At 67.2% G+C, this 23,442-nt stretch carries 19 protein-coding genes; 12 read left to right on the top strand and 7 right to left on the bottom strand.

Annotated features, from left to right (window positions below; genetic code table 11):
* The first annotated feature begins 45 nt into the window (after positions 1 to 45).
* Positions 46 to 939, top strand: a complete 894-nt coding sequence (locus D1832_RS09940) for a DUF5926 family protein (protein ID WP_118913728.1) — start codon at positions 46 to 48, stop codon at positions 937 to 939.
* 156 nt (positions 940 to 1,095) lie between these two features.
* Here D1832_RS09940 and D1832_RS09935 read toward each other — a convergent pair whose 3' ends face one another.
* Positions 1,096 to 3,264, bottom strand: a complete 2,169-nt coding sequence (locus D1832_RS09935; RefSeq protein ID WP_118913726.1) for a DUF2339 domain-containing protein — start codon at positions 3,262 to 3,264, stop codon at positions 1,096 to 1,098.
* An 80-nt stretch (positions 3,265 to 3,344) separates the two neighbouring features.
* Between D1832_RS09935 and D1832_RS09930 the strand changes: the two genes are divergently transcribed.
* Genes D1832_RS09930 through pheA form a run of 3 tightly spaced genes read left to right on the top strand, consistent with a single transcriptional unit; the run spans position 3,345 to position 5,410 of the window.
* The gene (locus tag D1832_RS09930) at positions 3,345 to 3,971 is read left to right on the top strand and encodes a TMEM165/GDT1 family protein (protein ID WP_118913724.1); all 627 of its coding nucleotides are present in this window, start codon (positions 3,345 to 3,347) and stop codon (positions 3,969 to 3,971) included.
* A 33-nt stretch (positions 3,972 to 4,004) separates the two neighbouring features.
* Positions 4,005 to 4,433: a DUF4446 family protein gene (locus tag D1832_RS09925; protein ID WP_047310715.1), complete on the top strand. Its 429-nt coding sequence runs from the start codon at positions 4,005 to 4,007 to the stop codon at positions 4,431 to 4,433.
* Positions 4,430 to 5,410, top strand: coding sequence for a prephenate dehydratase (gene pheA / locus D1832_RS09920; RefSeq protein WP_118913722.1), 981 nt, complete (start codon positions 4,430 to 4,432; stop codon positions 5,408 to 5,410). Before D1832_RS09925 ends, pheA begins: the two co-directional genes overlap by 4 nt.
* A gap of 71 nt (positions 5,411 to 5,481) precedes the next feature.
* On the opposite strand, the gene D1832_RS15360 is transcribed toward pheA, so the two are convergent.
* The 3 genes from D1832_RS15360 to D1832_RS09905 all read right to left on the bottom strand — a co-directional run bounded on the left by D1832_RS15360 (position 5,482) and on the right by D1832_RS09905 (position 8,682).
* On the bottom strand, positions 5,482 to 5,628 hold the full coding sequence (locus tag D1832_RS15360; protein ID WP_156170139.1) for a hypothetical protein: 147 nt from the start codon (positions 5,626 to 5,628) through the stop codon (positions 5,482 to 5,484).
* An 84-nt stretch (positions 5,629 to 5,712) separates the two neighbouring features.
* Positions 5,713 to 7,131 (bottom strand): hypothetical protein, encoded by a 1,419-nt coding sequence (locus D1832_RS09910; protein WP_118913720.1) that lies wholly within the window; start codon positions 7,129 to 7,131, stop codon positions 5,713 to 5,715.
* Positions 7,132 to 7,278: 147 nt separating this feature from the next.
* Positions 7,279 to 8,682: a hypothetical protein gene (locus tag D1832_RS09905; protein ID WP_118913718.1), complete on the bottom strand. Its 1,404-nt coding sequence runs from the start codon at positions 8,680 to 8,682 to the stop codon at positions 7,279 to 7,281.
* Between the two features lie 334 nt (positions 8,683 to 9,016).
* On the opposite strand from D1832_RS09905, the gene D1832_RS09900 reads away from it, so the two are divergent.
* The gene (locus D1832_RS09900) at positions 9,017 to 10,186 is read left to right on the top strand and encodes an acyl-CoA dehydrogenase family protein (RefSeq protein ID WP_118913716.1); all 1,170 of its coding nucleotides are present in this window, start codon (positions 9,017 to 9,019) and stop codon (positions 10,184 to 10,186) included.
* A 13-nt stretch (positions 10,187 to 10,199) separates the two neighbouring features.
* Here the strand turns inward: D1832_RS09900 and D1832_RS09895 are convergent, their stop codons facing one another.
* The gene (locus D1832_RS09895; RefSeq protein ID WP_047310709.1) at positions 10,200 to 10,664 is read right to left on the bottom strand and encodes a GNAT family N-acetyltransferase; all 465 of its coding nucleotides are present in this window, start codon (positions 10,662 to 10,664) and stop codon (positions 10,200 to 10,202) included.
* A gap of 59 nt (positions 10,665 to 10,723) precedes the next feature.
* On the opposite strand from D1832_RS09895, the gene D1832_RS09890 reads away from it, so the two are divergent.
* The 7 genes from D1832_RS09890 to D1832_RS09860 all read left to right on the top strand — a co-directional run bounded on the left by D1832_RS09890 (position 10,724) and on the right by D1832_RS09860 (position 21,926).
* Positions 10,724 to 11,740, top strand: a complete 1,017-nt coding sequence (locus D1832_RS09890) for an NADP-dependent oxidoreductase (RefSeq protein ID WP_118913715.1) — start codon at positions 10,724 to 10,726, stop codon at positions 11,738 to 11,740.
* Positions 11,741 to 11,748: 8 nt separating this feature from the next.
* Positions 11,749 to 11,955, top strand: coding sequence for a hypothetical protein (locus tag D1832_RS09885; RefSeq protein ID WP_118913714.1), 207 nt, complete (start codon positions 11,749 to 11,751; stop codon positions 11,953 to 11,955).
* Positions 11,956 to 12,001: 46 nt separating this feature from the next.
* Positions 12,002 to 13,258, top strand: coding sequence for an FAD-binding protein (locus D1832_RS09880; RefSeq protein ID WP_118913713.1), 1,257 nt, complete (start codon positions 12,002 to 12,004; stop codon positions 13,256 to 13,258).
* 87 nt (positions 13,259 to 13,345) lie between these two features.
* Positions 13,346 to 14,740: an FAD-binding oxidoreductase gene (locus D1832_RS09875; RefSeq protein WP_118913712.1), complete on the top strand. Its 1,395-nt coding sequence runs from the start codon at positions 13,346 to 13,348 to the stop codon at positions 14,738 to 14,740.
* Positions 14,737 to 16,038 carry an SAM-dependent methyltransferase gene (locus D1832_RS09870; protein ID WP_118913711.1) on the top strand — a complete coding sequence of 434 codons (1,302 nt, stop codon included), beginning with the start codon at positions 14,737 to 14,739 and terminating at the stop codon, positions 16,036 to 16,038. The genes D1832_RS09875 and D1832_RS09870 overlap by 4 nt, the downstream gene beginning before the upstream one ends.
* A gap of 160 nt (positions 16,039 to 16,198) precedes the next feature.
* Positions 16,199 to 21,013 carry a DEAD/DEAH box helicase gene (locus D1832_RS09865; protein WP_182434747.1) on the top strand — a complete coding sequence of 1,605 codons (4,815 nt, stop codon included), beginning with the start codon at positions 16,199 to 16,201 and terminating at the stop codon, positions 21,011 to 21,013.
* Position 21,014: 1 nt separating this feature from the next.
* Complete coding sequence (locus D1832_RS09860) at positions 21,015 to 21,926, top strand: restriction system modified-DNA reader domain-containing protein (protein ID WP_118913710.1); 912 nt, start codon at positions 21,015 to 21,017, stop codon at positions 21,924 to 21,926.
* Positions 21,927 to 22,022: 96 nt separating this feature from the next.
* Here D1832_RS09860 and D1832_RS09855 read toward each other — a convergent pair whose 3' ends face one another.
* Both D1832_RS09855 and D1832_RS09850 read right to left on the bottom strand, forming a co-directional pair.
* On the bottom strand, positions 22,023 to 22,448 hold the full coding sequence (locus D1832_RS09855; protein WP_118913709.1) for a hypothetical protein: 426 nt from the start codon (positions 22,446 to 22,448) through the stop codon (positions 22,023 to 22,025).
* Positions 22,448 to 23,311: a hypothetical protein gene (locus D1832_RS09850; RefSeq protein ID WP_118913708.1), complete on the bottom strand. Its 864-nt coding sequence runs from the start codon at positions 23,309 to 23,311 to the stop codon at positions 22,448 to 22,450. Before D1832_RS09850 ends, D1832_RS09855 begins: the two co-directional genes overlap by 1 nt.
* Positions 23,312 to 23,442 lie beyond the last annotated feature (131 nt).

The following is a 23,442-nucleotide window of genomic DNA, read 5'->3' as shown; positions in this document are numbered from 1 at the left end:
CGGCGGGGCAAGCACCCCGGCGTTGTCACGCCTAGAATCGTGCCCATGGGTAAGGCTTCACGCCGTAAGGGCAAGGAAAACCGGGTCGCGAAAGACCCCTCGCAGCAGCCGGCGCCGTTCGTCGCGCGCCCCTTCGAGGGCCTCGCGAACGAGACCGACTGGGTCGCCATGCGCGAGATCGTGCCGTCCGCCACCGCGAAGGTCACCTTCGAGGTCGACGGCACCGAGCACGAGGCGATCATCGCCACCATCCTGCCGATGGCGTGGCCCGGCCTGCGTCGCGAGAGTGGCGAGATGATGGTCGCGCTGCAGACCGGCGGCGGCTCCGGCGACGCCAGCCGTGACGTCGCCGCGCAGCTCATCGCCGTCACGCAGCTCGAGCCGGGTCAGCCGCTCGCCGCGATGCCGCCCGTCAGCGCCGCCACCCCGCGTCTGCAGGACATCCTCACGAGCACCTCGCTCGAGCCCACGGTGCACGACACGTTCGACTTCTGGATTCCCGAGGACCACGAGGTCGGCGAAGAGGCCTCCATCTCGATGGAGGACGCCAACGACTCCATCGCTCCCACCTTCAAGCTGCCCGGCGTCGACTCGGCGTACTGGGTGCTCATCGGCGACCGCGCTTTCGTGCGCTGGGTGCTCCCGCAGGAGGAGAACAAGGCCACCGACGCTCTCGCGCGCCTCTCCGCGTCGGGCAAGGGCCGCATGCCGAGCAACGACGACGACGGCCGTCTCCTCGGCGCCTTCCGTGCCTGCGGGGTGCTGACGCCGGTGTGGGAGGTCGTCACCACGCGTCTGCCCGAGGAACAGCGCAAGCCGATGCTCGAACTCGCCGCCGCCTACGAGGAGGCCTACGCCTCGCTCGATTCGACGCCGCTCGATGCCGAGGAGCGCCGAGCACGCAACGGCATCGTCTCGCGCCAGATCACGCTTCGCTGAGCGTCGCCACCTGCGCCCCTCGTCCGGTTCGGACGAGGGGCGCAGTGCGTTCGGGGGAACGCGGCGGCGAGGTGACGCGGTGCCAGGTGCGTGCTCGCCGTCAGGGCGCGTTGAGTCCTCAACCCCGCCTCGGCGCGGCACCCTTGAGCGCTCGCGTCACTTCTTCGACGGCAGCCGACCGGCCGCAGGCACGCGGGGCGCCTCGTAGGTGGCCGACGACGTGAGGCGGGCGGCCGTCAGCACGAGCAGGGGGATGACGACGAGTGCGCCGGCGGGCGGGATCGACGTGCCCGAGTCGTTCGCGATGAACCCGAAACCGAGCATGATGATGATGGCGATGAGCCCGTGGCGCAGCATCGGCACACGCACGAAGAGCGGCTGGAGGAAGCGTCCCGGGCCCGTCGGGAAGGCCGTCACGACGACCGCGACGAGCAGCCCGAGGGGCACGAGCCAGTGGAACCAGTGCTGGTTGAGCATGTTCCAGTTCGTGTAGAGGATGCGCTTGACGGGGTTGATCTGCCCGTCGCCGATGAGCCCGGCGAACACGTCGCCGAGGTGGGTTCGCTCCGTCTCGCCGCGCAGGTAGTCCAGCCATGCGACGCCGAGAACGAAGACAACACCAGCGAAAGCGGCCGCGATGAGGCGCGTGAACGTGATGCGCCATCCGCGCGCACGCATGGCGAGGTACACGAGCGCGGGCACGAACGCCGCCGAGCCGCCGCCCTCGTTGCCCCACTGCGGCACCCCGTTGACGAGGATCGCGGGCACGCCGATGGCGAGCACCGTGAGCAGCGCCAAACGGGGCCGCTTCATCGCGCGGTAGCGCCCGGCGAGCATCGCGGCCACGAACAGCGCGGACGTCATGAACAGCGCGTACCCGACGTTGCCCATACCGAAGTGACGCCCGCCGTACACCGGCTGCAGGCCGAGCATCGACACGAGTTGCAGGCGCGAACCCTGCACGACGTCCATGGCGAGCGTGACGGCGGTGAACCCCGCGAGGAAAACGGCCGGCCCAGGCGTCCACCTGCGCCACGGCCCGAGGAAGGCGACGATCGCCGTCGGCACGAGCACGACGAGCACGCTCAACCCGTAGCGCACGAGGGCGTGCTCGTGCAGGTACCAGGCGTAGAGGTTCGCGAGGAACGTGGCGACCGGCACGCTGGCGAGGAGCGCGGCCGCCACGCTCCACCACCATCGGTTGAGTCGCCGGGCTCGAGTCACCTGTGGGCTCTCGGCCTCGGCGTCCTTTCGTGACGGCGGCGTCAGGTGGCCGCCGGAAAGCCGTCGCGCCCGCACGAACAGCCCGACTCCCACGAGCGCGAGTGCCAGGGCGATGCAGAACACCCAGGTGAAGAACGGCGCAATGAGGTTGTGCTCGGTGCGCAACAGGGTCTGCATGTTGTGGACCGAGCGGATCGTCGCGGGTGTCGACGTGCGTTCGACCGAGAGGGGCCTGCCCTCACCGAGCGTCGGCGGGTTCGGCACACGTTCGAGGATGAACGCGGAGATGTCGGTCGTCGTCACGAGGCCGGGCTGGCGCGTCGAGCGCGAACGCAGCATGCCGCCGCCGATGTTCGGCCCGTCGAGAATGATGGCGCGCGGCGACTCGGGTCGCTCGTCGTCGGTGAGACCGGTGACGAGGAACGTGGTGTCGATGGGCGCGTTGTCGATGACGTAGCGTAGCTCTGCGTCGTTGCGACTCTCGAGGGACACGAAGGTCACCGGGCAGGCGCTGAGGGCGTCCTTGGTGAGCGTCGGTGAGTAGTGGCTGACGAAGCCGTCGCGGTTCGCGGCGGCGAGCGTGGCGCGCTCGCCGACGGCGGCGACGCACTGTTGGTCGTCCTCGAGGGTGCTCGCCACGAGGCCCATCCGGGAAGGGATGTTGCGTCGGAAGGCGGCCTTCGACCACGTGTCCCACTGGTGGAAGGTGTAGGTCTGGGTCGTCGGGTTGTGAACGCCGGTGACGGGCTCGGGGCAGAACGAGTTGGTGCCGGAACTGGACGCCATCGGGGGCCCGTAGCCCATGGGAGTGCGGGCGCCGGCGCCCAACGTCACCCACGCCGCGTCGCTGCACGTGTGGGCGCTGATGGCGCGCACGAGTTGGTTACCGATGGCGCCGTGACCGGCCATCTGCGCCAGCGTCGGAGTGGTCTCCTCGTTGATGTCGCTCCACGTGAGGCCCGGCATGCCGATGACGACGAGGTTGCCGGGCTGAACGCGGTGCGTGGGAGGCCGGTCGCCCTTGATCATGCTGATGCCGAACGCCGCTGCCGCGAACGCCAGCGCGGCCGCGAGGACGCTGACGAGCCACCGGCGGAACATCGCTCAAGCATAGGTGTCGGCCCTGAGACGGAGGTGAGTCCCCGGCGGCCCGGCTCGCGGCTCGCGTATCGTTGGCCAGCGTGGATATCGCCCTCATGCTGACCGTCTTCACGACGCTGTTCCTCGTGGAACTGCCCGACAAGACGTTCATCGCGACGCTCGTTCTCGCGACGAAGTACCGCCCGTTGTACGTGTGGATCGGGGTGGCGTCGGCGTTCCTCGTGCAGACGTTCGTCGCCGTCGCGTTCGGTGCTGTACTGAGCAAGCTGCCGGAGACGCCGGTTCACGTCGTCGTCGCGCTGCTTTTCCTCGTGGCCGGCATCCTGCTCATCAAGGGCGCCAAGGACGCTGCCGCCGAGGGCGACGAGGCCGAGGAGGAGTTCGCCGGCAAGGCGAAGCCCGCCGAGGGCCTCAAGGCGATCAGCGCGAGCTTCCTCATCCTCTTCCTCGCCGAGTGGGGCGACCTGTCGCAGCTCGCGACGGCCGGGTTCGTCGCCCGAGGCGGCAATCCGTGGGCCGTCGGCATCGCCGCGTTCACGGCGCTCGCGCTCGTCTCGGGCCTCGGTGCGGCTGTCGGCCGCGCGCTGCTCAACCGCATCAGCCTGTCCACGATACGCGCTGCGGGCGGCGTCGTCTGCCTCATCTTCGCCGCGCTCATGATCGCCGGGCTCGCGGGCGTCGAGTTCCCGAGCTGGGTACCGGCCTGACGCGGGCTGCTCGAGTTTCCCTAGGCTGAACCAATGCTGATCGCCGCTCTCGCCGTCGCTGCCGTGGCGTGCCTCGTCGCGGTGGTCTCGCTGTGGCGCGTCGTGACGTTGGAACGGCGCTTCCGGGTGCTCTGGGGTGACGGCGACGGCCCGAAGGAGGTTGCGCGAGAACTCGCTTCCGCGCGAAGCGAACTTCGCAGCGCAACCGACGACGCAGGCGACAGCCTCAAGCGTGTGGCGCTCGTGCGTTACGACGCGTTCGGCGACATCGCGGGGCGCCTGTCGTTCTCCGCGGCCCTGCTCGACGACGACGGTGACGGGCTCGTCATCTCGTCGATCCACGCGCGCAGCGAGTCGCGCACCTACGCCAAGAGCATCGAGAACGGGCGGAGCTCGATCGAGCTCACGCCCGAGGAGAAGCAGGCCGTCGCGGCAGCGCGGGCCGGGAAAGAGACACCGTGAGCGCACGCGAGACCTTCGGCTACTTCGGCCCCGAGGGCACCTTCACCCAGGCGGCGCTGGGTCAGTGGCACCACCAGCACAACGATGCGGAGGCCGCGGAGGCGCTGCTGGCCGAGTCGGTGCCCTACGCCACCGTCCCGGCCGCGCTCGACGCGGTGCGCGAGGGTGAGGTCGACGCCGTCATGGTGCCGATCGAGAACAGCGTCGAAGGTGGCGTCAGTTCGACGCTCGACGCCCTGAACTCCGAGCACTCGGAGGGCACGCTGCGGCTCGTCGGCGAGGTGCTCGTGCCGATCACGTTCGTCCTGGCGGTGCGCCCCGGCACGCGTGAGGACGCGATCACCGGCGTCGGCTCGCACTCGCACGCCTGGCCGCAGGTGCGCGGGTGGATGGCGAAGAACCTGCCGGGAGCCACGTACGTGCCCACGCTGTCGACGGCGGCCGCCGCGCAAGGTCTCGCGCGCGGTGAGGTCGGCCAGTACCAGGCGGCCGTCTGCGCGCCGATGGCCGCGCAGGTCTTCGGTCTGGAGACGCTCGCCACCGACATCGGCGACAACGTGGGGGCCGTGACGCGCTTCGTCCTCGTCAAGCGTGCCCGTGGGCGGGACGGGGGAAGCTCGACGCCGGAGCCGACCGGCCACGACAAGACGACGCTCGTGCTCTACCAGCACGACGACCGCCCCGGTGGTCTGCTCGAACTGCTCGAACAACTCGCCACGCGCGGCATCAGCATGACGCGCCTCGAGTCGCGCCCGACCGGTGCGGCGATGGGCAGCTACTGCTTCTCCATCGACGTCGACGGGCACGTCGCGGACGAGCGCGTCGGCGAGGCGCTCATGGGCCTGCAGCGCGTTGCCGCGCAGGTCCGCTTCCTCGGTTCCTACGCGCGCGCCGACCGCCGTCCGGTCGACGTCCGCCCGGACGCGAGCGACGAGGCCTACGTCGCTGCCCAGGAGTGGCTCGACTCCCTGCGCTGACGCACAGATGTGACGAAAGGGGCTGCCGCAGTGTCGAACTGCGGCAGCCCCTTCTCGTCGGATCGGTCGGCTCAGCCGGCGTCCTCGGTCTCGACGACGTCGTCGTTGGCGTTGCCCTCGAGGTCGGAGCCCGTCTGCTCGTCGACGGCCTCGTCGGCGTCGGGCGTCGGCGTGTCGGCCACGTCGGAAGCGTTCTTGTCGTTACCCATGTCGCTCATGGCGTCCTCCTCGTGCGTCGTACAGGTCGATTCCTGTTCTACGCCCTCGCCGTCCACGCGTCCAGCATCTCCACCCCGCGGGGGTCAGCGGCGCGTGCGGTAGCGCGGATCGACGAAGGGCGCGCCGTGGTCGGCGAGCCAGCGCAGCACCTGCGGCGCCACCTGCGGGTCGCTGCGCACGAGACGGTCGTGGACGTCACGCAGGTCGCCGTCGATACCGAGCCCGGCGATGATCTGCAGTACGGCGAGGGTGCAGCGGAAGACCTGCAGCCAGCGCTCGTCGGGTTCCGGGGAGAAGGTCACGGGCAGGGAGAAGACGCGCACGTTCCCGGTGAGTTCCTCCGCGCGCGCCACCATGGTGTCCCGCTGACGGCGCAGTTCGTCGAACTCCGAGGACACCTCGTCGACGGGGCGTCCCCCGCCGAGACGCCCGGGCGGGAACTGCGCGGTGTGCAGGAGGCAGGCGTCGTCCTCGACGAGGCAGATCTGCACGAGCTGATTCGTGACGCGTCCCTGTGCGTCGCGGAACGGTGCGTACGGATTGTCGCCGGAAAGGATCGAGCCGTGGTGCGACCAGACGCGCCGCGTCGGCGTCGCCGCGGACAGGAAGTTGTCGTGGATGTCGTTGCGCAGGTGGTCGCTGCGGTACGGGTCCTTGACGAGTTCGCGCGCCAACTCACGCGTCGTCGTGAAGCCGTAGCCGAGCACCATCGCCACGAGGGCGCCGACGTCGTCGGTCCACGGCGTCGTCGTGACGGAGGTGATGACGACGGCCGGAACGCCGTCGTGGGCGCGGTGCACGATGCCGGGGCGGGGGCGACCGACGTACTGGACGGCCCACGGTGACAAGGTTGTCGGCGTCGGGGCGTCGGCCGGCACGGCGAAACGTGGCGTGCGGCGGCTGACGACGGCGAACGAGTCCTGGAGCGCGTCGGCGAGCCCTGGGTGGTCGATCGGCTTGGGCGCGGGACGGTCGGGCTGCGGTTCACGCAGATCGATGCGGTCCGACACGTGCATCGGGTAACCGCGCGGCCCCTCGAACACCGGGAGGACGGCGGCACCGAGGCCGCTCTCCATCGCCCTGCGCACGATGTTGACGACACCTTCGTCGGCCGTGGCGCTCGCGAGGGTGCTCTGGGCGTCGGTGATCTTCGCGCGGATGCTCTGCAGCCGGTAGGCCGCCTCGATGAGTTCCGAGTGCTCCGGTGCGGCCTCGAGGATTCCCATGGCGCGCGGCAGGTACGTCGGGTCGTACGGTGCGTTCCCGGCGGGGTCGTTGCTCATGCCGAGAATGCGGCCGATCACCTTGAGTGACTGCAGCGGCGGCGACGTGGAGTGCCGCCAGCGCTTGATGATCTGTTCGGTGATGGGCGCGGAGAGGCCGGCGTCATCGGCGTCGGCGTTGATCGCGTCTGCGAGGGCCTTGTTCGTGTACCTGCGCAGTTCCATCCAATGCTTGAGTTCGGAGCGGAAAATGTCCCAACTCGCGTCGTGTGCAGCCATCCGTCGAAGGTGCTCCTGGTGGTAGAGGAGAAGGATTCGGGGGCGGGGTGGCGCAGCATGGAGGCGCCGTCGTCTCGCGCTTCGACCTCGAGAAGCAGGTCGAATGTTCAATCTACGGCACAGCGTTGCCAGATTTCCGGTGAAACTTCAGCCGAGATGGTGCGACGACGAGAAGGTCTCGCTGACGAGCGGCGAGCCGTGGTCGGCCAGCCATCGCAGGATCGTCGGCGCGATGTCCGGTTCGTCGCGCGCGAGTCGTTCGTGGATGGGGTACAGGTCGACCTTCACGCCCAGCTCGTGGAGGCGGTGCGTCACGAGCAGCACGGTCTGGAAGACCTGCTCCCAGCGGTCCGAGGCGTCGGTCAGCAGTTCGACCGGCACGGTGACGACGCGGTGGCGCACCTGCTGCATGGTCGGGGAGTCGAGGCGGCTGGCGGCTTCGTCGCGGTCGCGCTTGGCGAGCACGGCTGCCTCCTCCTCGGTGGTGCCGAGCTGCTCGGCGAGCCAGTCGCTCTCGTGGTCGAGGACGGCGTCGGTCTCGACGAGGCGGACGTGGACGAGCGAGGAGGCGACGGCGCCGCTGGCGTCGGTCCAGGGCGCGCCCGGGTTGTCGCTGGGCAGGCCGGCGGCGTGGTGTGACCACACGTGACGCGCGGGTGCCTGGGTGAGGAACTGCTCGTGGACGTCGTTGCGCAGTGCCTCGGTGGCGAACGGGTTGCGCGTCAGTTCGCGAGCGATCTCGCGGGTGCTGACGAAGCCGTAGCCGAGCACCCAGGCGAGCATCGAGGCGACGTCGTCGACCCATGCGCGGGCCGTCTGTGCCGACACGGCGATCGACGGCACGGCGAGGTGCAGCATGTGCCCGCTGCGCGTCGAGGGGCGCCCGATGTGGGGGATGGCCCAGTGCTCCTGCGTCGCGAGGTCGTCGGGGTGGGTGCTGAAGCGCGGGCGCAGCTGGCCGGGCACGGCGAAGTTCTCGACGAAGAGCGAACGCATCGCGGGGACGTCGTCGATGCTGCCGAGGCCCGGGCGAGCGGGGCGGAAGTCGATGCGGTCGGAGACGTGCATCGGGTAACCGACAGGGCCGGCCCACACGGGGTAGACGGCCGCGGCGTAGCCGTGCGACATCGCCGTCTGGACGAGGCGGCCGGCGCCGCTTCGTGCCGAGTGTTCGCCGAGGGAGGCACGCACGTCGAGCAGACGCAGACGCAGCTCCTGCAGGCGGAAGCTGGAGTCGACGAGTTCACCCGTCGTCGCGGGCTCGTCGAGCAGGCCCATGCGGCGCAGGATGAAGGTCGGGTCGTGCGGAGCGGCGCCCGTCGGGTCGTCGCTCATCTCCAGGATGGCGGCGATGTGGCGAACCGCGGCCAGGGGCGGCGCGGTGGAGTGGCGCCAACGCTTGACCACGTGCTCGTCGAGGTTGACGTCGCTCGACGCCCCGAGGGCGTCGTTCAGTTTCATTGCGAGCGCGCGGCTCGTGAAGTGACGCAGTTCCATCCAGTGACGCAGTTCGCTACGGAACGCGTCCCATCCGGCGTCGTGGCTCGCCATCGGTGTCGACTCCTTCGTGCCGCCCTCCCGGGCGACGTCCTGCGTAGACGCGAGAGTTCTCTCGTGTCGACACTTCGCAACCTCGCGGTTGCAACGTGTTGCAAAAGCGGTGGCTGCGTGGCGATTTTGCAACCATCGCTCCCGTGTGCACCCCCTGCAGGCGAGATCGTAGCCGAACACTTGTCTCAGACGCACCGAACTGGGCGATATTCCACATTGTTTTTCGCCCCTCGGTTTGAATTTCGGTCGGGAGGTTCGGCGGGGGCGAACGCCCGCCGAACATGTGAGGTGCGGCACACTGGGGGCACCGCCCGTCAGCTCGAAAGGATCAGGCTTGAGCCCCACCGCGCCGCTGCCCTACCGATCGCCGTGGATGAACGAGGAACTCGACGATCTGCGCACCCTCGCCCGACGTTTCTGCGAGGACGAACTCGCCGCGCACATCGACCGTTTCCACGAACAGCACGCCGTGGACCGCGAGGTGTGGACGAAGGCCGGTGAGCTCGGGTTGCTGGGCCTGTCGATCCCCGAGGAGTACGGCGGCGGGGGCGGTACGTTCGCCCACGAGGCCGTCGTCGCGCTGGAGCAGGCGCGCGCCGGTGACGACTCGTGGGGCTTTGTCGTGCACTCGATCATCGTGATGCACTACGTGCTCGCGTACGGCACGGAGGAGCAGAAGAAGCGGTGGCTGCCGAAGATGTGCACCGGCGAGATGGTCGGCGCCGTCGCGATGACGGAGCCGGGTGCCGGTTCGGACCTCAAGCGTGTGCGCACCCGCGCGGTGCGTGACGGCGACGACTTCGTCGTCAACGGGTCGAAGACGTTCATCACGAACGCCGGCCACGCGGACCTCATCGTCGTCGTGGCCCGCACCGGCGAGCGTGACCCGAAGGCCGGGCACAAGGGCATTTCGCTGCTTGTCGTCGAGACGGACGGACTCGAGGGATTCGAGCGTGGGCGTGTTCTGCAGAAGATCGGTCAGCACGGCCAGGACACCCGCGAGCTGCACTTCACCGACATGCGCGTTCCGGCTGAGAACGTTCTCGGCGAGGAGGGCCGCGGTTTCTACCACCTCATGGAGCAGTTGCCGCAGGAGCGCCTCGGGTTGGCGTGCACGGCCGTCGGTTCGGCGGAGCTCGCGATCGAGCTGGGCGTGGAGCACGCGAAGTCGCGCGAGATGTTCGACGGCGTGCTCATGGACCTGCAGAACACGCGCTTCATGCTCGCCGAGTGCTCGACGGACGTGCTCGCCGCCCGCACACTGCTCGACCACTGCATCGGGTTGCACGTCAACGGGGACCTCGACTCCGCGACGGCGTCGCGGGCGAAGTTCTGGACCACCGACGTGCAGTGCAACGTCATCGACCGCGTGCTGCAGCTCTTCGGCGGGTACGGCTTCATGTCCGAGTACCCCATCGCCAAGATGTACGCCGGGGCGCGCATCCAGAAGATCTACGGCGGCGCCAACGAGGTGATGAAGGAACTCGTCGCGCGCTCGCTGTAGCCCGCTGCGGACGTCAGTGGTGGTCGCGCAGGTGCAGGGCGTAGCGGACTGAGCGGCCGGTGTCACGGGCCTGCTCGAACCCGCGCGATTCGTAGAGACGGTGGGCGTAGCCGTTGTCGGCCTCGGTCTCGACGATGACGGCGTGGGCTCCGTTGTCGCGGGCCGACGTCACGAGAGCGTCGACGAGGCCACCGCCGACGCGACGTCCGCGGGCGGCGCCGTCGACGAAGAGGTCGGTGAGGATCCACTCGTGGGCGAGGCGGATGGAGTCGAACGCGCGGTAGGCCTGGGCGAAGCCGACGACGCGGTAGCCGTCGCGGGCGACGAGGACGAGCGACTGGCCACCGGCCACGCGCTCCTCGAGGAAGGTGCGGGCGTCGTGCGTCGGGGCCTTGCCGTAGAAGCTGCGGTACTGCTCGAAAAGGCTTGCGACGTCGTCGATGTCGGCCTCGGTGGCGTACGAGATCTCGATGGTCATGGTTCCATCTTGCGCCATGCGGCCAGGGGGTTGTCAGGGGTGTGTGACAAGGTGAGGGCATGACTTTCGACAAGGCCCGCATCATCGTTCTCGCGTCGCGCCCGGAGGGTGCTCCGACGGCCGACAACTTCCGTCTCGAGGAGCGCGAACTGCCCGCGCTCGGTGACGGTGAGCTGCTCGTGCGCAACGTCGCGATGAGCGTCGACCCGTACATGCGTGGGCGCATGAACGACGTGAAGTCGTACGTTCCGCCGTTCCAGATCGACGAGCCGCTCGACGGTGGCGCGGTCGGTGAGGTCGTCGAGTCGCAGGCTGACGGGTTCGCCGCGGTGGACCTCGTGCTGCACGGTCTCGGCTGGCGCGACCTCGCGGTCGTCCCGGCGAAGGGCGCGCGCAAGGTGGAGCGGGAGATCGACGGCGTCGAGATCTCGCCGTCCACGTACCTCGGCGTGCTGGGCATGCCGGGCATCACCGCGTACGGCGGCCTGCTGCGCACGGCCGAGTTCAAGCCGGGCGACGCGGTCTTCGTCTCGGGCGCGGCGGGGGCCGTCGGTTCGCTCGTGGGGCAGATCGCGAAGCTCGAGGGCGCGTCGCGCGTCATCGGTTCGGCCGGTTCGCCGGAGAAGGTGGAGCGCGCCAAGGAGAGCGGCTTCGACGCGGCGTTCAACTACAAGGACGGTGACGTGCGTCGTCAGCTCAAGGACGCGGCGCCCGACGGTATCGACGTGTACTTCGACAACGTGGGCGGCGACCACCTCGAGGCGGCCATCTCCGCGATGAACCTCGGCGGCCGGATCGCGTTGTGCGGTGCGATCGCACAGTACAACTCCACCGAGCCTCCTGCGGCTCCGCGCAACCTGGCGCTCATGATCGGCATGCGCCTCACGATGCGCGGCTTCATCCAGGCCGACTTCCGCGACCTCGTGCCGGAGTTCCAGCAGAAGATGGCGCGCTGGATCGGCTCCGGCGAGGTCACGTGGGACGAGACGGTTGTCGAGGGGCTCGAGAACGCGCCGCAGGCGTTCATGGATCTGCTCACCGGTGGCAACACCGGCAAGATGGTCGTCACGGTCTGAGCTTCGGCGTGGGCGTCGACAAGGACTGGGTGGCGATCAACGAGGTGGTGAGTGCCGGCCTGCGTGACGGCGTGGACGGCCTCGAGCTCGACGGCCTCAGCCAATACGAGATCGACGAGCTGAGTTCGACCGTGACCGATCACCTGTGCAGCGCGCTGGCAGGGGGATCATTGGTCGAACGTTCGCGGCGCAGCTGGTTTCGGCGTCGCGCCTGACGGATGTCGCGGGTGCCTGGTCGGTTCGCGGGTATAGCGTCGTTTCATGAGCGAGATCCCCGTGACGAACTGGGCCGGAAACGTCGTCTACGAAGCCAGTGAGCGTGTCGCGCCCACGAGCGTCGAACTGGTGCAGGACGCGGTGCGCGCCGCTCGGGCGGCCGGCAGGCGTCTGCGGGTGGTCGGCACTCGCCACTGCTTCAACGCGATCGCCGACACCGACGGCGTCCACGTCACCCTGCGCGACCTGCCGCGCCGCGTCGAGGTGATGAACGAGGGCAGTGCGTGGGTCGACGGCGGCATCACCTACGCCGAGGCGAACGCGGCGCTCGCCGAGCACGGGTTGGCGCTCGCGAACCTCGCGTCGCTGCCGCACATCACCATCGCGGGCGCCATTGCGACGGCGACGCACGGCTCGGGTGTGACGCAGCCGAGCCTCGCGTCGGCGGTGCGTGCGTTCACCCACGTCACTGCTGACGGCGACCTGCGGACCGTGCGCCGCGGCGAGCCCGGATTCGCGCACTACCCCGTGCACCTGGGGCTGTTTGGGCCGATCGTCGAGCTCGAACTCGACGTCGTGCCCGCGTTCGAGATCGCGACGACGGTGTACGAGGGCCTCGACTACGCGGCCGCCGTCGAGCACTTCGACACGCTCGTCGGTGAGCTGTACTCGTTCAGCCTCGCCCCGAACTGGCAGGACGGTGGTCGCGCGCTCCTGTTCGCCAAGCGTCGCGGCGGTGACGCCGCGCCGGCTGAGATCCTCGGAGCCCGCGCCGCCACGAGTGCGCGTCATCCCTCGCCGGGTGCCGACCCCGTGGCCGTCACGGAGCAACTCGGAGTGGCCGGGCCGAGCTACGAGCGCCTCACGCACTTCCGCTCCGAGTTTGAGCCGAGCGTGGGGGAGGAGGTGCAGTCGGAGTACCTCGTGCCGCGCGAGCACGCCGGTGCTGCCCTGTCAGCGCTGCCGCAGTTCGCCGACGTCTTCGCCACGTTGGCGCACTCGATGGAGATTCGCGCCGTCGCCGGAGACGACCTGTCGCTCAGCCCGATGCGCGGCGCGGACGTCGTCGCGGTGCACATCACGTGGCATCGCGACCCGGACGCCGTCATGCGCTTCCTGCCTCGGTTGGAGGCTGCGCTCGAGCCGTTCGACGCGCGCCCGCACTGGGGCAAGCTCTACGCCACGTCGCGCGAGCGGATGCTCGAACTCTTCCCGGCGCTGCCGGAGGTGGATGCCGAGGCGCGCGGTCTCGACCCCGACGGGATGTTCCGCAACGCGTGGAGCGAAGCCCTGTTCGGGTAGACACCCCAGGGCGTGAGCACCGTCTCATCCGCGGAAGATCGCGGATAATCTGGGGCCGGGTGTAGCGTCAGAACGTGAGGTACTTCGATGTTCAATAGAAATTCTCAGACCGCGCGTCCGGTCGGAGTCGAGGCTCACGAGCGGGCTGTTTCGCGCCTGCGAGAGTCCTTCGCCGCGCTCGGCCCGGACGAGACGGTGCGCCTCGCGAAGAAGACCTCGAACCTCTTCCGTCCGCGCGAGCGCGCCACCCGCGGGCTCGACGTCGAGGGCCTCGCCGACGTCATCAGCATCGACGCCGAAGCGCGCACCGCCGACGTCCAGGGCATGTGCACGTACGAGAAGCTCGTCGACGTCACGCTTCAGCACGGCCTCATGCCGTTCGTCGTGCCGCAGCTGCGCACCATCACGCTCGGCGGTGCGGTGACGGGCCTGGGCATCGAGTCGACGTCGTTCCGCAACGGGCTGCCGCACGAATCCGTCCTCGAGATGGACGTGTTCACGGGGGAGGGCACGATCGTCACGGCGACGCCGACGAACGAGCACGCCGACCTCTTCCGGGCCTTCCCGAACAGCTACGGCAGCCTCGGCTATGCGACGCGCCTGCGCATCGAGCTCGCGCCGATCGGCGACCTCGTCGAGACGCGCAACGTCCGCTTCGATTCCGCCCGGGCGATGACGGAGGCGATCGAGCGCATCGTCGCGGACGAGGTGTGGGAGGGCGAGCGCGTCGACGGCCTCGACGGCATGATCGTCTCGCCGGGCGAGTGCTACCTCGTCCTCGCGAACTTCTTCCCCGACGTTCGCCGTCACCCGAGCGATTACACCGGTCAGCGCATCTTCTACCGCAGCATCGAAGAGCTGGACCGCGACACCCTCACGGCGTACGACTACATCTGGCGCTGGGACACGGACTGGTTCTGGTGCTCCAACGCGTTCGGTGTGCAGAACCCGACGGTCCGCCGGCTGTGGCCGAGCAAGTACCGCCGCAGCGACGTATTCCACCGCATTGTCGGCTTCGAGAACCGCTACGGCGTGGCCGCGAAGATCGACTCGATGCGCGGCGAGCTACCGCGTGAGCGCGTCGTCCAGGACGTCGAGGTGCCGCTCGAGGAACTCGTGAACTTCATGCCGTGGTTCGACGAGCACGTCGGCATGACGCCGGTGTGGGTCTGCCCGCTGCGTTTGCGCGGCGATCAGGCGTGGCCCCTGTACCGGCTCGAGCCGAACCGCACCTACGTCAACGTCGGGTTCTGGGGCACGGTGGCCATCGAGCCCGGCCGCGCGGACGGTGACGTCAACCGCGACATCGAGGCCGTGCTGCCCACGATGGGCGGTCACAAGTCGCTGTACTCCGACGTCTACTACGACGCTCAGACCTTCGAAGACCTCTACGGCGCAGCCGAATACCGCCGTATGAAGTCGATGTACGACCCCTCGGGCCGACTGCCCGAATTCGCAGACAAGGTAAGGACTCACGCATGACCACGCCGACCGGCGCACCCCTCGTTCAGCAGGCCGTCACCGCGGTGCTCGAGGAACCGCTGCCGATGCGCCTCACCGCGTACGACGGCACCGACGTCGGGCCGAAGGACGCTGCGATCCAGCTGCGGATCGAGAACGAGGAGGGGCTGCGCTACCTCCTCACAGCGCCCGGCGACCTGGGGCTCGCTCGCGCGTACCTCACGGGAACGCTGACGGGGACGGGCTTCTCCGAGGGCGACCCGTACGAGGTGTTCAGCCTCATCAAGCGCGATCTGCGCGTGAAGGATCTGGGCAAGCGTGACGCGGCGTCGGTGCTCGCGCCGATCGTCAAGGCGCTGGGGACGAAGGCGCTCAAGCACCCGCCGTTGCCGGAGATCGAGAGCCAGCCGCGCTGGAAGCGTCACCTCGCGAAGGTGAACCCGATGTCGCGGGCGGCCGATTCGATCAGCTACCACTACGACGTCTCGAACGCGTTCTACGAGAAGGTGCTCGGCCCGTCGATGGCGTACACGTGCGCCGTCTACGACGCGGCGACGGATTCGCTGGAGGAGGCGCAGGAGCGAAAGTTCGCGCTCGTGGCGGACAAGCTCGACCTGCAGCCGGGCGATCGGTTGCTCGACGTCGGCTGCGGCTGGGGCGGCATGGCGATCCACGCGGCGCGCGAGCGCGGCGTGAGCGTGCTCGGGGTGACGCTGAGCCGCGAGCAGGCGGAGTGGGGTCAGCGCGCGGTGCGCGAGGCGGGCCTGGAGCACCTCGTCGAGATTCGCCACAGCGACTACCGCGACGTGACGGAGACGGGATTCGACAAGGTGAGCTCGATCGGCCTGACGGAGCACATCGGCGTGAAGAACTACCACGACTACTTCACGTTCCTGCACTCGAAGCTGCGTGACGGCGGGCGCCTGCTCAACCACTGCATCACGCGTCGTGACGACACGGCGTCGGCGCGCCCGGAGCCGTTCACGGACCGCTACGTGTTCCCCGACGGTGAACTGGCCTCGCCGGGGCGCCTCATCGCGGAGTGCCACGACGCCGGGTTCGAGGTGCAGCACGACGAGAACCTACGCCTGTCGTACGCGCACACGCTGGCCGCGTGGTGTCGCAACCTCGAGGCGAACTGGGAGTTCTGCGTCGGCGAGGCCGGCCTGCCGACGGCGCGCGTGTGGGGCATCTACATGGCCGGCTCGCGCCTCGCGTTCGAGGAGGGCTGGCTGCACCTGCACCAGGTGCTCGCGACGAAGACGACGGAGAACGGCGACAACGGCGGCTACCCCCTCGGCTCGCACTGGCGGGCCTGAGCCCGCTCCGCATCGACGAACGTAACGCGGCGCCTGCCTCTGTGAAGAGGGAGGCGCTGCGTCGTCAGGTGTGTCAGGCGGCGCCCATTCCTATAACGCGGAAAGAGAATTCGGAGCGTCTTGGTCTGGTGGAGTAAGCGCAACTGCCAAGATTGGCCCCATGTCTGTCACGGTGCATGAGGTTCTCGACGATCTGCGCGAGAAGGCGACGTCTGAGCGCGACAAGGGCTCGCGGTTCGAGCAGCTCATGGCGGCGTACTTGCAGACGGATCCGTTGTTCGCCGATCAGTTCTCTGACGTGTGGTTGTGGCAGGACTGGCCAGGGCGTGACGGCAAGAGTGATACGGGCATCGACCTCGTCGCCGTCGACCGGGTGACGGGGGAGAACGTCGCCATCCAGTGCAAGTTCTACGCCGAGAATCACACGGTGTCGAAGGGCGATATCGACTCGTTCCTGTCGGCGTCGGGCACGTCGAAGTTCGGGCAGCGGATCATTGTCGATACGGGCGCGGCGTGGGGGAAGAACGCTGAGGACACCATCCGTGATCAGGCCGTCGCGGTGCGCCGCATCAGCCTCGCGGACCTGCAGGAGTCGAACGTCGACTGGGCGAAGTTCTCCTGGTCGGCGCCGGACACCCTCCCGACGGTGGGCAAGAAGAACCCGCGCCCGCATCAGCGCACCGCGATCGACAAGGTCATCGACGGGTTGAAGACGCATGATCGCGGCAAGCTCATCATGGCGTGCGGTACGGGTAAGACGTTCACGTCGTTGCGTCTGGCTGAGCAGCAGGTCGGCGTGGGTGGCAGTGTGTTGTTCCTCGTGCCGTCTATCTCCCTGTTGAGTCAGACGGTGCGTGAGTGGGCGGCGAATGCCGAGGTGCCGCTCGACATGATTGCGATCTGTTCGGATCCGAAGTCGACGAGTCGTTCGAACGCGGTCGAGGACATCTCTGCGGTGGACGTCGCGTTGCCTGCGTCGACGAACAACGCTGTGGTGCAGGAGCGATGGGCGCGTGCGGCCGAGCGTTCCGAATCGATGACGGTGGTGTTCTCGACGTATCAGTCGATCGACGTCGTCGCTGCCGCGCAGAAGCATGGCGGGTTCGGAGCGTTCGATCTCGTCGTCTGCGACGAGGCGCACCGCACGACGGGTGTGAGCGTCGCGGGGCAGGACGAGTCCGCGTTCGTGCGCGTGCACAACGACGATGTCATCAAGGGCGTCAAGCGTCTCTACATGACGGCGACGCCTCGCATCTTCGGGGAGGACTCGAAGAAGAAGGCACTCGATGGCGCAGCGGAGCTCGCGTCGATGGACGACGAGGCGAAGTTCGGACCGGAGTTGCACCGCCTCGGGTTCGGGGAAGCGGTCGAGAAGAACCTGCTTACCGATTACCGCGTCGTCATCCTCGCTGTCGACGAGGAGTACGTGAGCAAGAACTTCCAGTCCGAACTTGCGCAGGATGGCGAGATCCAGCTCGGCGATGCCGCACGCATGGTCGGGTGTTGGCAGGGGCTCGCGAAGCACTTCGACACGGTCGAGGGGGAGAGCCTCGCGCCGATGAAGCGCGCCGTGGCGTTCGCGAAGGACATCAAGACGTCCAAGGCGATCGCTCAGGCCTTCCCTGATGTCGTCAACAAGCACGTTGCTGCCGTGGATCTGCCTGATGACGACACCTCGGACCAGTCGATCTCGCTGCGCATCGAGATCAAGCACGTCGACGGCTCGTTCAATGCGCTGGCTCGTAACGAGCGTCTCGACTGGCTCAAGGCCGAGCCGGCCGACAACACGTGCCGCATCCTGACGAACGCCCGATGCCTGAGCGAGGGCGTGGACGTGCCGAACCTCGACGCGGTGCTCTTCCTCACGCCGCGCTCGTCCGAGGTGGACGTCGTGCAGTCCGTCGGCCGTGTGATGCGCAAGGCACCGGGCAAGGAGTACGGCTACATCATCCTGCCGGTGGCCGTGCCGGCCGGGACGCCGCCGGAGCAGGCCCTCAACGACAACAAGAAGTACGCCACCGTGTGGCAGGTCCTGCGCGCGCTGCGTGCCCATGACGACCGATTCACCTCGACCGTCAACCAGATCGAACTGAACAAGAAGAAGCCGACGAAGAAGATCGGCATCGCCGGCATCGACCGTGACGGCAACGTCCACACGCCCGACGAGGAGACGACACAGGGCGAGCTCGACCTCATCTGGGGTGAGTGGTCGGACGCGATCTACGCGAAGATCGTGCAGAAGGTCGGCGAGCGTCGTTATTGGGAATCGTGGGCTACCGATGTGGCCAAGATCGCCGAGCAGCACATCACTCGCATCAACGGCATCCTCACCGACTCGAGCAGCCCGGCCACCATCGAGTTCGACCGGTTCCTCGAGGGCCTGCGCGGCAACCTCAACGAGGGCATCACGCGTGATGACGCGGTGGAGATGCTCGCGCAGCACCTCATCACTCGCCCGGTGTTCGAGGCTCTGTTCGGCGGGTACGACTTCGCCGAGCACAACCCTGTCGCGCAGGCGATGGAGAAGATGCTCGAACTCCTCGACGAGCATTCCCTCGACACGGAGAACTCAGGCCTCGAAGGGTTCTACACGAGCGTCCGTTCGCGCGTGGAGGGCATCGACAACGCTGAAGGGCGTCAGCGCATCATCGTCGAGTTGTACGACAAGTTCTTCGCGACGGCGTTCAAGCGGACCGTCGACAAGCTCGGCATCGTCTACACGCCGGTGGAGATCGTCGACTTCATCCTGCGCTCAGCCGATGCCGTGCTGCGCGAACACTTCGGCCAGTCCCTCTCGGACGAGGGCGTGCACATCCTTGACGGATTCACGGGCACGGGAACGTTCATGGTGCGCTTGCTGCAGCTCGGACTCATCAACCCGCACGACCTGGCGCGCAAGTACGCGAACGAGCTGCACGCCAACGAGATTCTGCTGCTCGCCTACTACATCGCCGCGGTCAACATCGAGACGACGTACCAGGATCTACGCGGGTCGTTGGAGCAGCCCACGGACTACGAGCCGTTCGAAGGATTGATCCTTACCGATACGTTCCAGTCATGGGAGAACGACGACCGCCTCGACACCGAAGTGTTCGTGCAGAACAACGAACGCCTGGAGAAGCTCAAAGCGCTTGACATTCAGGTGATCGTCGGCAACCCGCCGTACTCGTCTGGACAGGACTCGGCGAACGACAACAACGCGAACGAGAAGTACCCCGACCTCGACGCCGCGATCCGCGACACCTACGCCGCGAAGTCAAGCGCGACGAACAAGAACTCGCTGTATGACTCGTACATTCGCGCGATCAAATGGGCCTCGTTGCGGATCAGGGACCGCGGTGTCATCGCGTACGTGACAAACGGTGGCTGGCTGGACTCCAACACCGCCGACGGGATGCGCAAAAGCCTCACCGAAGAGTTCAGCGACATCTACGTCTACAACCTGCGCGGCAACCAGCGCACCGCAGGTGAGCAGTCGCGCAAGGAGGGCGGCAAGATCTTCGACGCGGGTTCCCGCGCCACGGTGGCCATCACCATCCTCGTGAAGGACCCTGCCAAGTCGGGCTCCGCGACGATCCACTACACCGACATCGGCGACTACCTCACCCGCGAACAGAAGCTTGCCAAGGTCGCCGACGCGGGATCAGTAACAGGACTTGAGCCCGCAACACTGATCACCCCGAACGAGCACGGCGACTGGCTCAACCAGCGCCGCAGCGACTTCGACACCTTCCTGCCCATCGGCAGCAAGGACGGCGGCCCAGCCGTTTTCGGCTTGTTCTCGGGAGGCCTCAAGACGAACCGCGACGCTTGGTGCTACAACTCGTCTCGCTCCACCATGGTGAGAAACATGACAATGCTCGTGGAGACGTATGAGACCGACCGCCGTGCAGGACGGACCAGCGCAACTGCAACCACAGACCCGACCAAGATCAGTTGGAACCGCGGACTACTCGCCGACCTCGACCGCGATCGCCCCCGCGAGTTCAAGTTCTCTGCCGTACGGACTGGGGTCTACCGCCCCTTCACCAAACAGCACGTCTACTTCGACCGCGCTCTCAACGACATGGTGTACCGCCTCGCGGCCCTTTTTCCCGACTCCGAGATCGCCGCTTCGGGCTTCTACTGTCTGAACCCGGGCGCGGACAAGCCCTTTGCAACCCTGGTGACCACTGAACTTCCTGACCTAGCTCTGTACGGTTCGAACGCTGGGCAATTCTTTGCCCGCTACCGCTACGAGAAGCTCGACGCTGACGGCGGCATGTTGCCGCTCGACACCTCGGATGCGGACGACGCCATCGATGGCTACCGTCACATCGACAACATCACCGATGTGGCGTTGGCGAAGTTCCAGGCGGCGTACGGAACCTCGATCACGAAGGACGACATCTTCTTCTACGTCTACGGGCTACTGCACTCGCCCGACTACCGCGAGACGTACGCGGCGGACTTGAAGAAGATGCTGCCGCGCATCCCGCTCGTCGAAGACGCACAGCCGTTCATCGACGCAGGGCGCAAGCTTTCCGAGTTGCACCTTGGGTACGAGACCGTCGAGCCGTACCCGCTCGAGGGGCTTGATGCGCAGCCAGTCGATGGTCAGGATCCGTACGCGTTCTACGCGGTGGGCGACAAGAAGATGCGCTTTGGCAAGCCGTCGGTCGAGCAGAAGGCCGCGGGTGAGCGCCACGATCCTTCGACGATCCACTACAACGGCCATATCACCCTCTCGGGGATCCCGCAGGAGGCGTACCGCTACATCCTGGGCTCGCGCTCGGCGATCGAGTGGATCATCGACCGCTACTACGTCAAGACGGACAAGGCCTCGGGCATCGTCAACGACCCGAACGACTGGTCGAAGGAGGTCGGCGATCCGCGCTACATCATCGACCTCTTGGCCCGCATCGTCACGGTTAGCCTCGGAACCATGAAGGTCGTCGACGCTCTGCCCGCATTGGCGATCAGGGAGGTGCATTGACATGGCGCTGTTTCGCATCGAAAGAGAAAGCCCAGGCCTGGTCCCGTTTGCGCAATACGCCGCAGGTGACGGCCTCTACGAGCGTGAGGTCGAGGACCTGTTGTGGGACAACCTCGAGGAAATGCTTGGCCGGACGCTGTTTCGTGTAGCGCGGCAAGCGCACCTACCGCACGGCGGGATTCCGGACATTTTGGCCCTCGATGAAGCAGGACGCATCGTTGTCATCGAGGTGAAGCGCGACGTCGATCGTCAGCTCCTGTCGCAAGCGTTGGAGTACGCCGGGTGGGCGCGCGAGAGCAACCTGCAGGAGGTCGCGACGCTCTACGTGAACGGCGCGCAGCAGTTCTGGGCGGACTGGCAGGAGTTCACCGGAACCGAGCAGCCCGTACCGATCTCACCAAATCCCCATATCGTCCTCGCGGCGGCGTCATTCCATCGTCGCACCGAGGCAGCCATCTCGTTTTTGCGCGGCGCCGGTGTTCCCTTGGTCGTGTTGAGCGTCGGCATGTATCAGGACGCCGACGGGCAGAAGTTCCTCGACGTCGATCGTCGCGGGGATCTTGGCCCGCCCACCGCTACGTCGGCTGGGAACGCCGAGACGGGAGACGGCGGTTCGGCGAAACGTTCTTTCCCCGCGACGCTTGCTGACCTACTCAACGCCGGGTTGCTGCGTGAGGGTGAAACACTCGCCTGGCACCGACCACAGAGCGGGCAGACCTTCGCGGTGTCGGTTGAACGCGATGGGCGCCTCCGCTTGCCGGATGGACGGCACGCCTCGTCACTGTCGGCCGCGGCCACGATGAGTGTCGGGCATGGCAGCTACCCCGGGTGGGAATGCTGGCGCGCGGAGAGTGGTGAGCTCCTGTTCGACTTGCGTAGTCAGCTGATCCAGGCGGTCTACGAGAGTGAGTGAGTTCTGTTAGTTGTCAGTGGGGATTCCGTCCGTGAGCCGTTCGGAGCACCTATCGGCGCCTTCGGCCGGTGCTGCGCGTAATCTTCCCGCCACTACTCAAAGCATCTGCACAAAGTCGTCGAAGCCAAGCGACGTGACCCCGAGCCGCTGACACGTCGAGGAGACTGCCTTGTCGCCTGTCACCAAGATGATCCGGCGCGGCATCAGGGTGTCCTGCTCAGTCTCCATTATGTCAAGCGCGATAGCTATGAGCACCGGGTCCGCGGATCCCTTGTTGGCGTAGAGATCCACGAGCGAGGTGTCCTTCGGAGCGATACTGTGCATCACGCGAACGAGGCGCGCGAGTACTGCTTTGGTGACCGGTCGCACCGGAATGTCTCGGACCTCGTCAGCGAACCCGCGCGCCTCGTGCAGAACGTCTGCAGTGATGAAGCACTGGGTCCGCAAGAGGTCTGCGCGCCGCTGCTCCCGGGTGAGTCGGGACAGGACGTTGTTGTCCAGCAGGTAGACGACGTCGTTCATCACCTCAGTGCCTGCCGCAGGTCCGGGAGGTCTTCGGGCTTGATCTTGCGGGCTCCGACGACTCGGCAGAAATCTCCCTCGCTAAGCGCACCGGTGTCGACGGCATCCAGCATGGCGCCGGCGAATCGACGTCCGTTGTATTTGCGCACTGCATGGACCGGCTTGGGTTGACGGGCCGAGGGCTTCGTGCGCCGTCGGTGCTCATCTGCTAGGGAGTGCAGATGAGCGCTGGCAACGTCCCAGCCAAAGATCTTGAGATTCTGGGCTCTGACAACAAGTGCGCTTGGCGTGACTTTGAGCAGGCCGGCTCCCTCCTTGATGGAGGGCAGCGACGACAGGTCAAGGGAGCGCACCAACTGGCCGGGCATGAGCATCTCCCCCGCAATGGCGTACTCCGGGGGTGGTGCGTTCAACAGTGCGGTCGCGTCCATCGTTACGGCCCGGAACATCTTCCGGCCGATGAGCACTGTGAGCAGGGCGAGGGTGAAGAGCTGGCGCCCCTCGGGCTCCTCGTCCTCCCCGTGAGTGCCTCCCGCTAGAAACAAGTACGGAGCCCGAGGGTCACGGACCGCGAACCCGCTGAACTTTACTTTGCTCAGTGTCTGAGGCATATATCCCGGTGTGCTCCGCGCAACCAGGACATGAGCGGATTCGAGACGGTTGATGTAGCACTCAACCGCCTTCTCTTTGTTGTTCTGAGATCGCAACTCCTCGCCGCTCAGCCCGAGCACGCCGAAGAGGGACTGGGCATCGTCTTCAGGCGTTTTGGCGCGGGTGATGCTGCCGACGAGGGGATTTACCGGCAGGTCGACCACATGCTTCTTGTAGAGTTCCTGCTTGCGGAGTAAATCCTTGACGATCAACTCGATGTCGCGTAGCTCAACGCTCCCTCGGGGGGCGTGTCAACTTGTCTGTGTAAGCGGGGTGGTCACAGGTAGGGGTTGATCCGGTCGGGGTAGGCCGCGGCGAGCTGGGCGAGGGCCTGCTTCCAGTT

It is taken from the genome of Dermacoccus abyssi (assembly GCF_003515945.1).
Lineage (GTDB): Bacteria > Actinomycetota > Actinomycetes > Actinomycetales > Dermatophilaceae > Dermacoccus > Dermacoccus abyssi.
This window is presented reverse-complemented; position numbering and strand designations above follow the sequence as displayed.

What these genes read in the sequence shown, in the direction of transcription:
- D1832_RS09940 (WP_118913728.1), top strand. Translation starts at nt 46, where the DNA reads ATGGGTAAGGCTTCACGCCGTAAGGGCAAGGAAAACCGGGTCGCGAAA.
- D1832_RS09935 (WP_118913726.1), bottom strand. Translation starts at nt 3,264, where the DNA reads ATGTTCCGCCGGTGGCTCGTCAGCGTCCTCGCGGCCGCGCTGGCGTTC.
- D1832_RS09925 (WP_047310715.1), top strand. Translation starts at nt 4,005, where the DNA reads ATGCTGATCGCCGCTCTCGCCGTCGCTGCCGTGGCGTGCCTCGTCGCG.
- D1832_RS15360 (WP_156170139.1), bottom strand. Translation starts at nt 5,628, where the DNA reads ATGAGCGACATGGGTAACGACAAGAACGCTTCCGACGTGGCCGACACG.
- D1832_RS09910 (WP_118913720.1), bottom strand. Translation starts at nt 7,131, where the DNA reads ATGGCTGCACACGACGCGAGTTGGGACATTTTCCGCTCCGAACTCAAG.
- D1832_RS09905 (WP_118913718.1), bottom strand. Translation starts at nt 8,682, where the DNA reads ATGGCGAGCCACGACGCCGGATGGGACGCGTTCCGTAGCGAACTGCGT.
- D1832_RS09895 (WP_047310709.1), bottom strand. Translation starts at nt 10,664, where the DNA reads ATGACCATCGAGATCTCGTACGCCACCGAGGCCGACATCGACGACGTC.
- D1832_RS09890 (WP_118913715.1), top strand. Translation starts at nt 10,724, where the DNA reads ATGACTTTCGACAAGGCCCGCATCATCGTTCTCGCGTCGCGCCCGGAG.
- D1832_RS09880 (WP_118913713.1), top strand. Translation starts at nt 12,002, where the DNA reads ATGAGCGAGATCCCCGTGACGAACTGGGCCGGAAACGTCGTCTACGAA.
- D1832_RS09875 (WP_118913712.1), top strand. Translation starts at nt 13,346, where the DNA reads ATGTTCAATAGAAATTCTCAGACCGCGCGTCCGGTCGGAGTCGAGGCT.
- D1832_RS09870 (WP_118913711.1), top strand. Translation starts at nt 14,737, where the DNA reads ATGACCACGCCGACCGGCGCACCCCTCGTTCAGCAGGCCGTCACCGCG.
- D1832_RS09865 (WP_182434747.1), top strand. Translation starts at nt 16,199, where the DNA reads ATGTCTGTCACGGTGCATGAGGTTCTCGACGATCTGCGCGAGAAGGCG.
- D1832_RS09860 (WP_118913710.1), top strand. Translation starts at nt 21,015, where the DNA reads ATGGCGCTGTTTCGCATCGAAAGAGAAAGCCCAGGCCTGGTCCCGTTT.
- D1832_RS09855 (WP_118913709.1), bottom strand. Translation starts at nt 22,448, where the DNA reads ATGAACGACGTCGTCTACCTGCTGGACAACAACGTCCTGTCCCGACTC.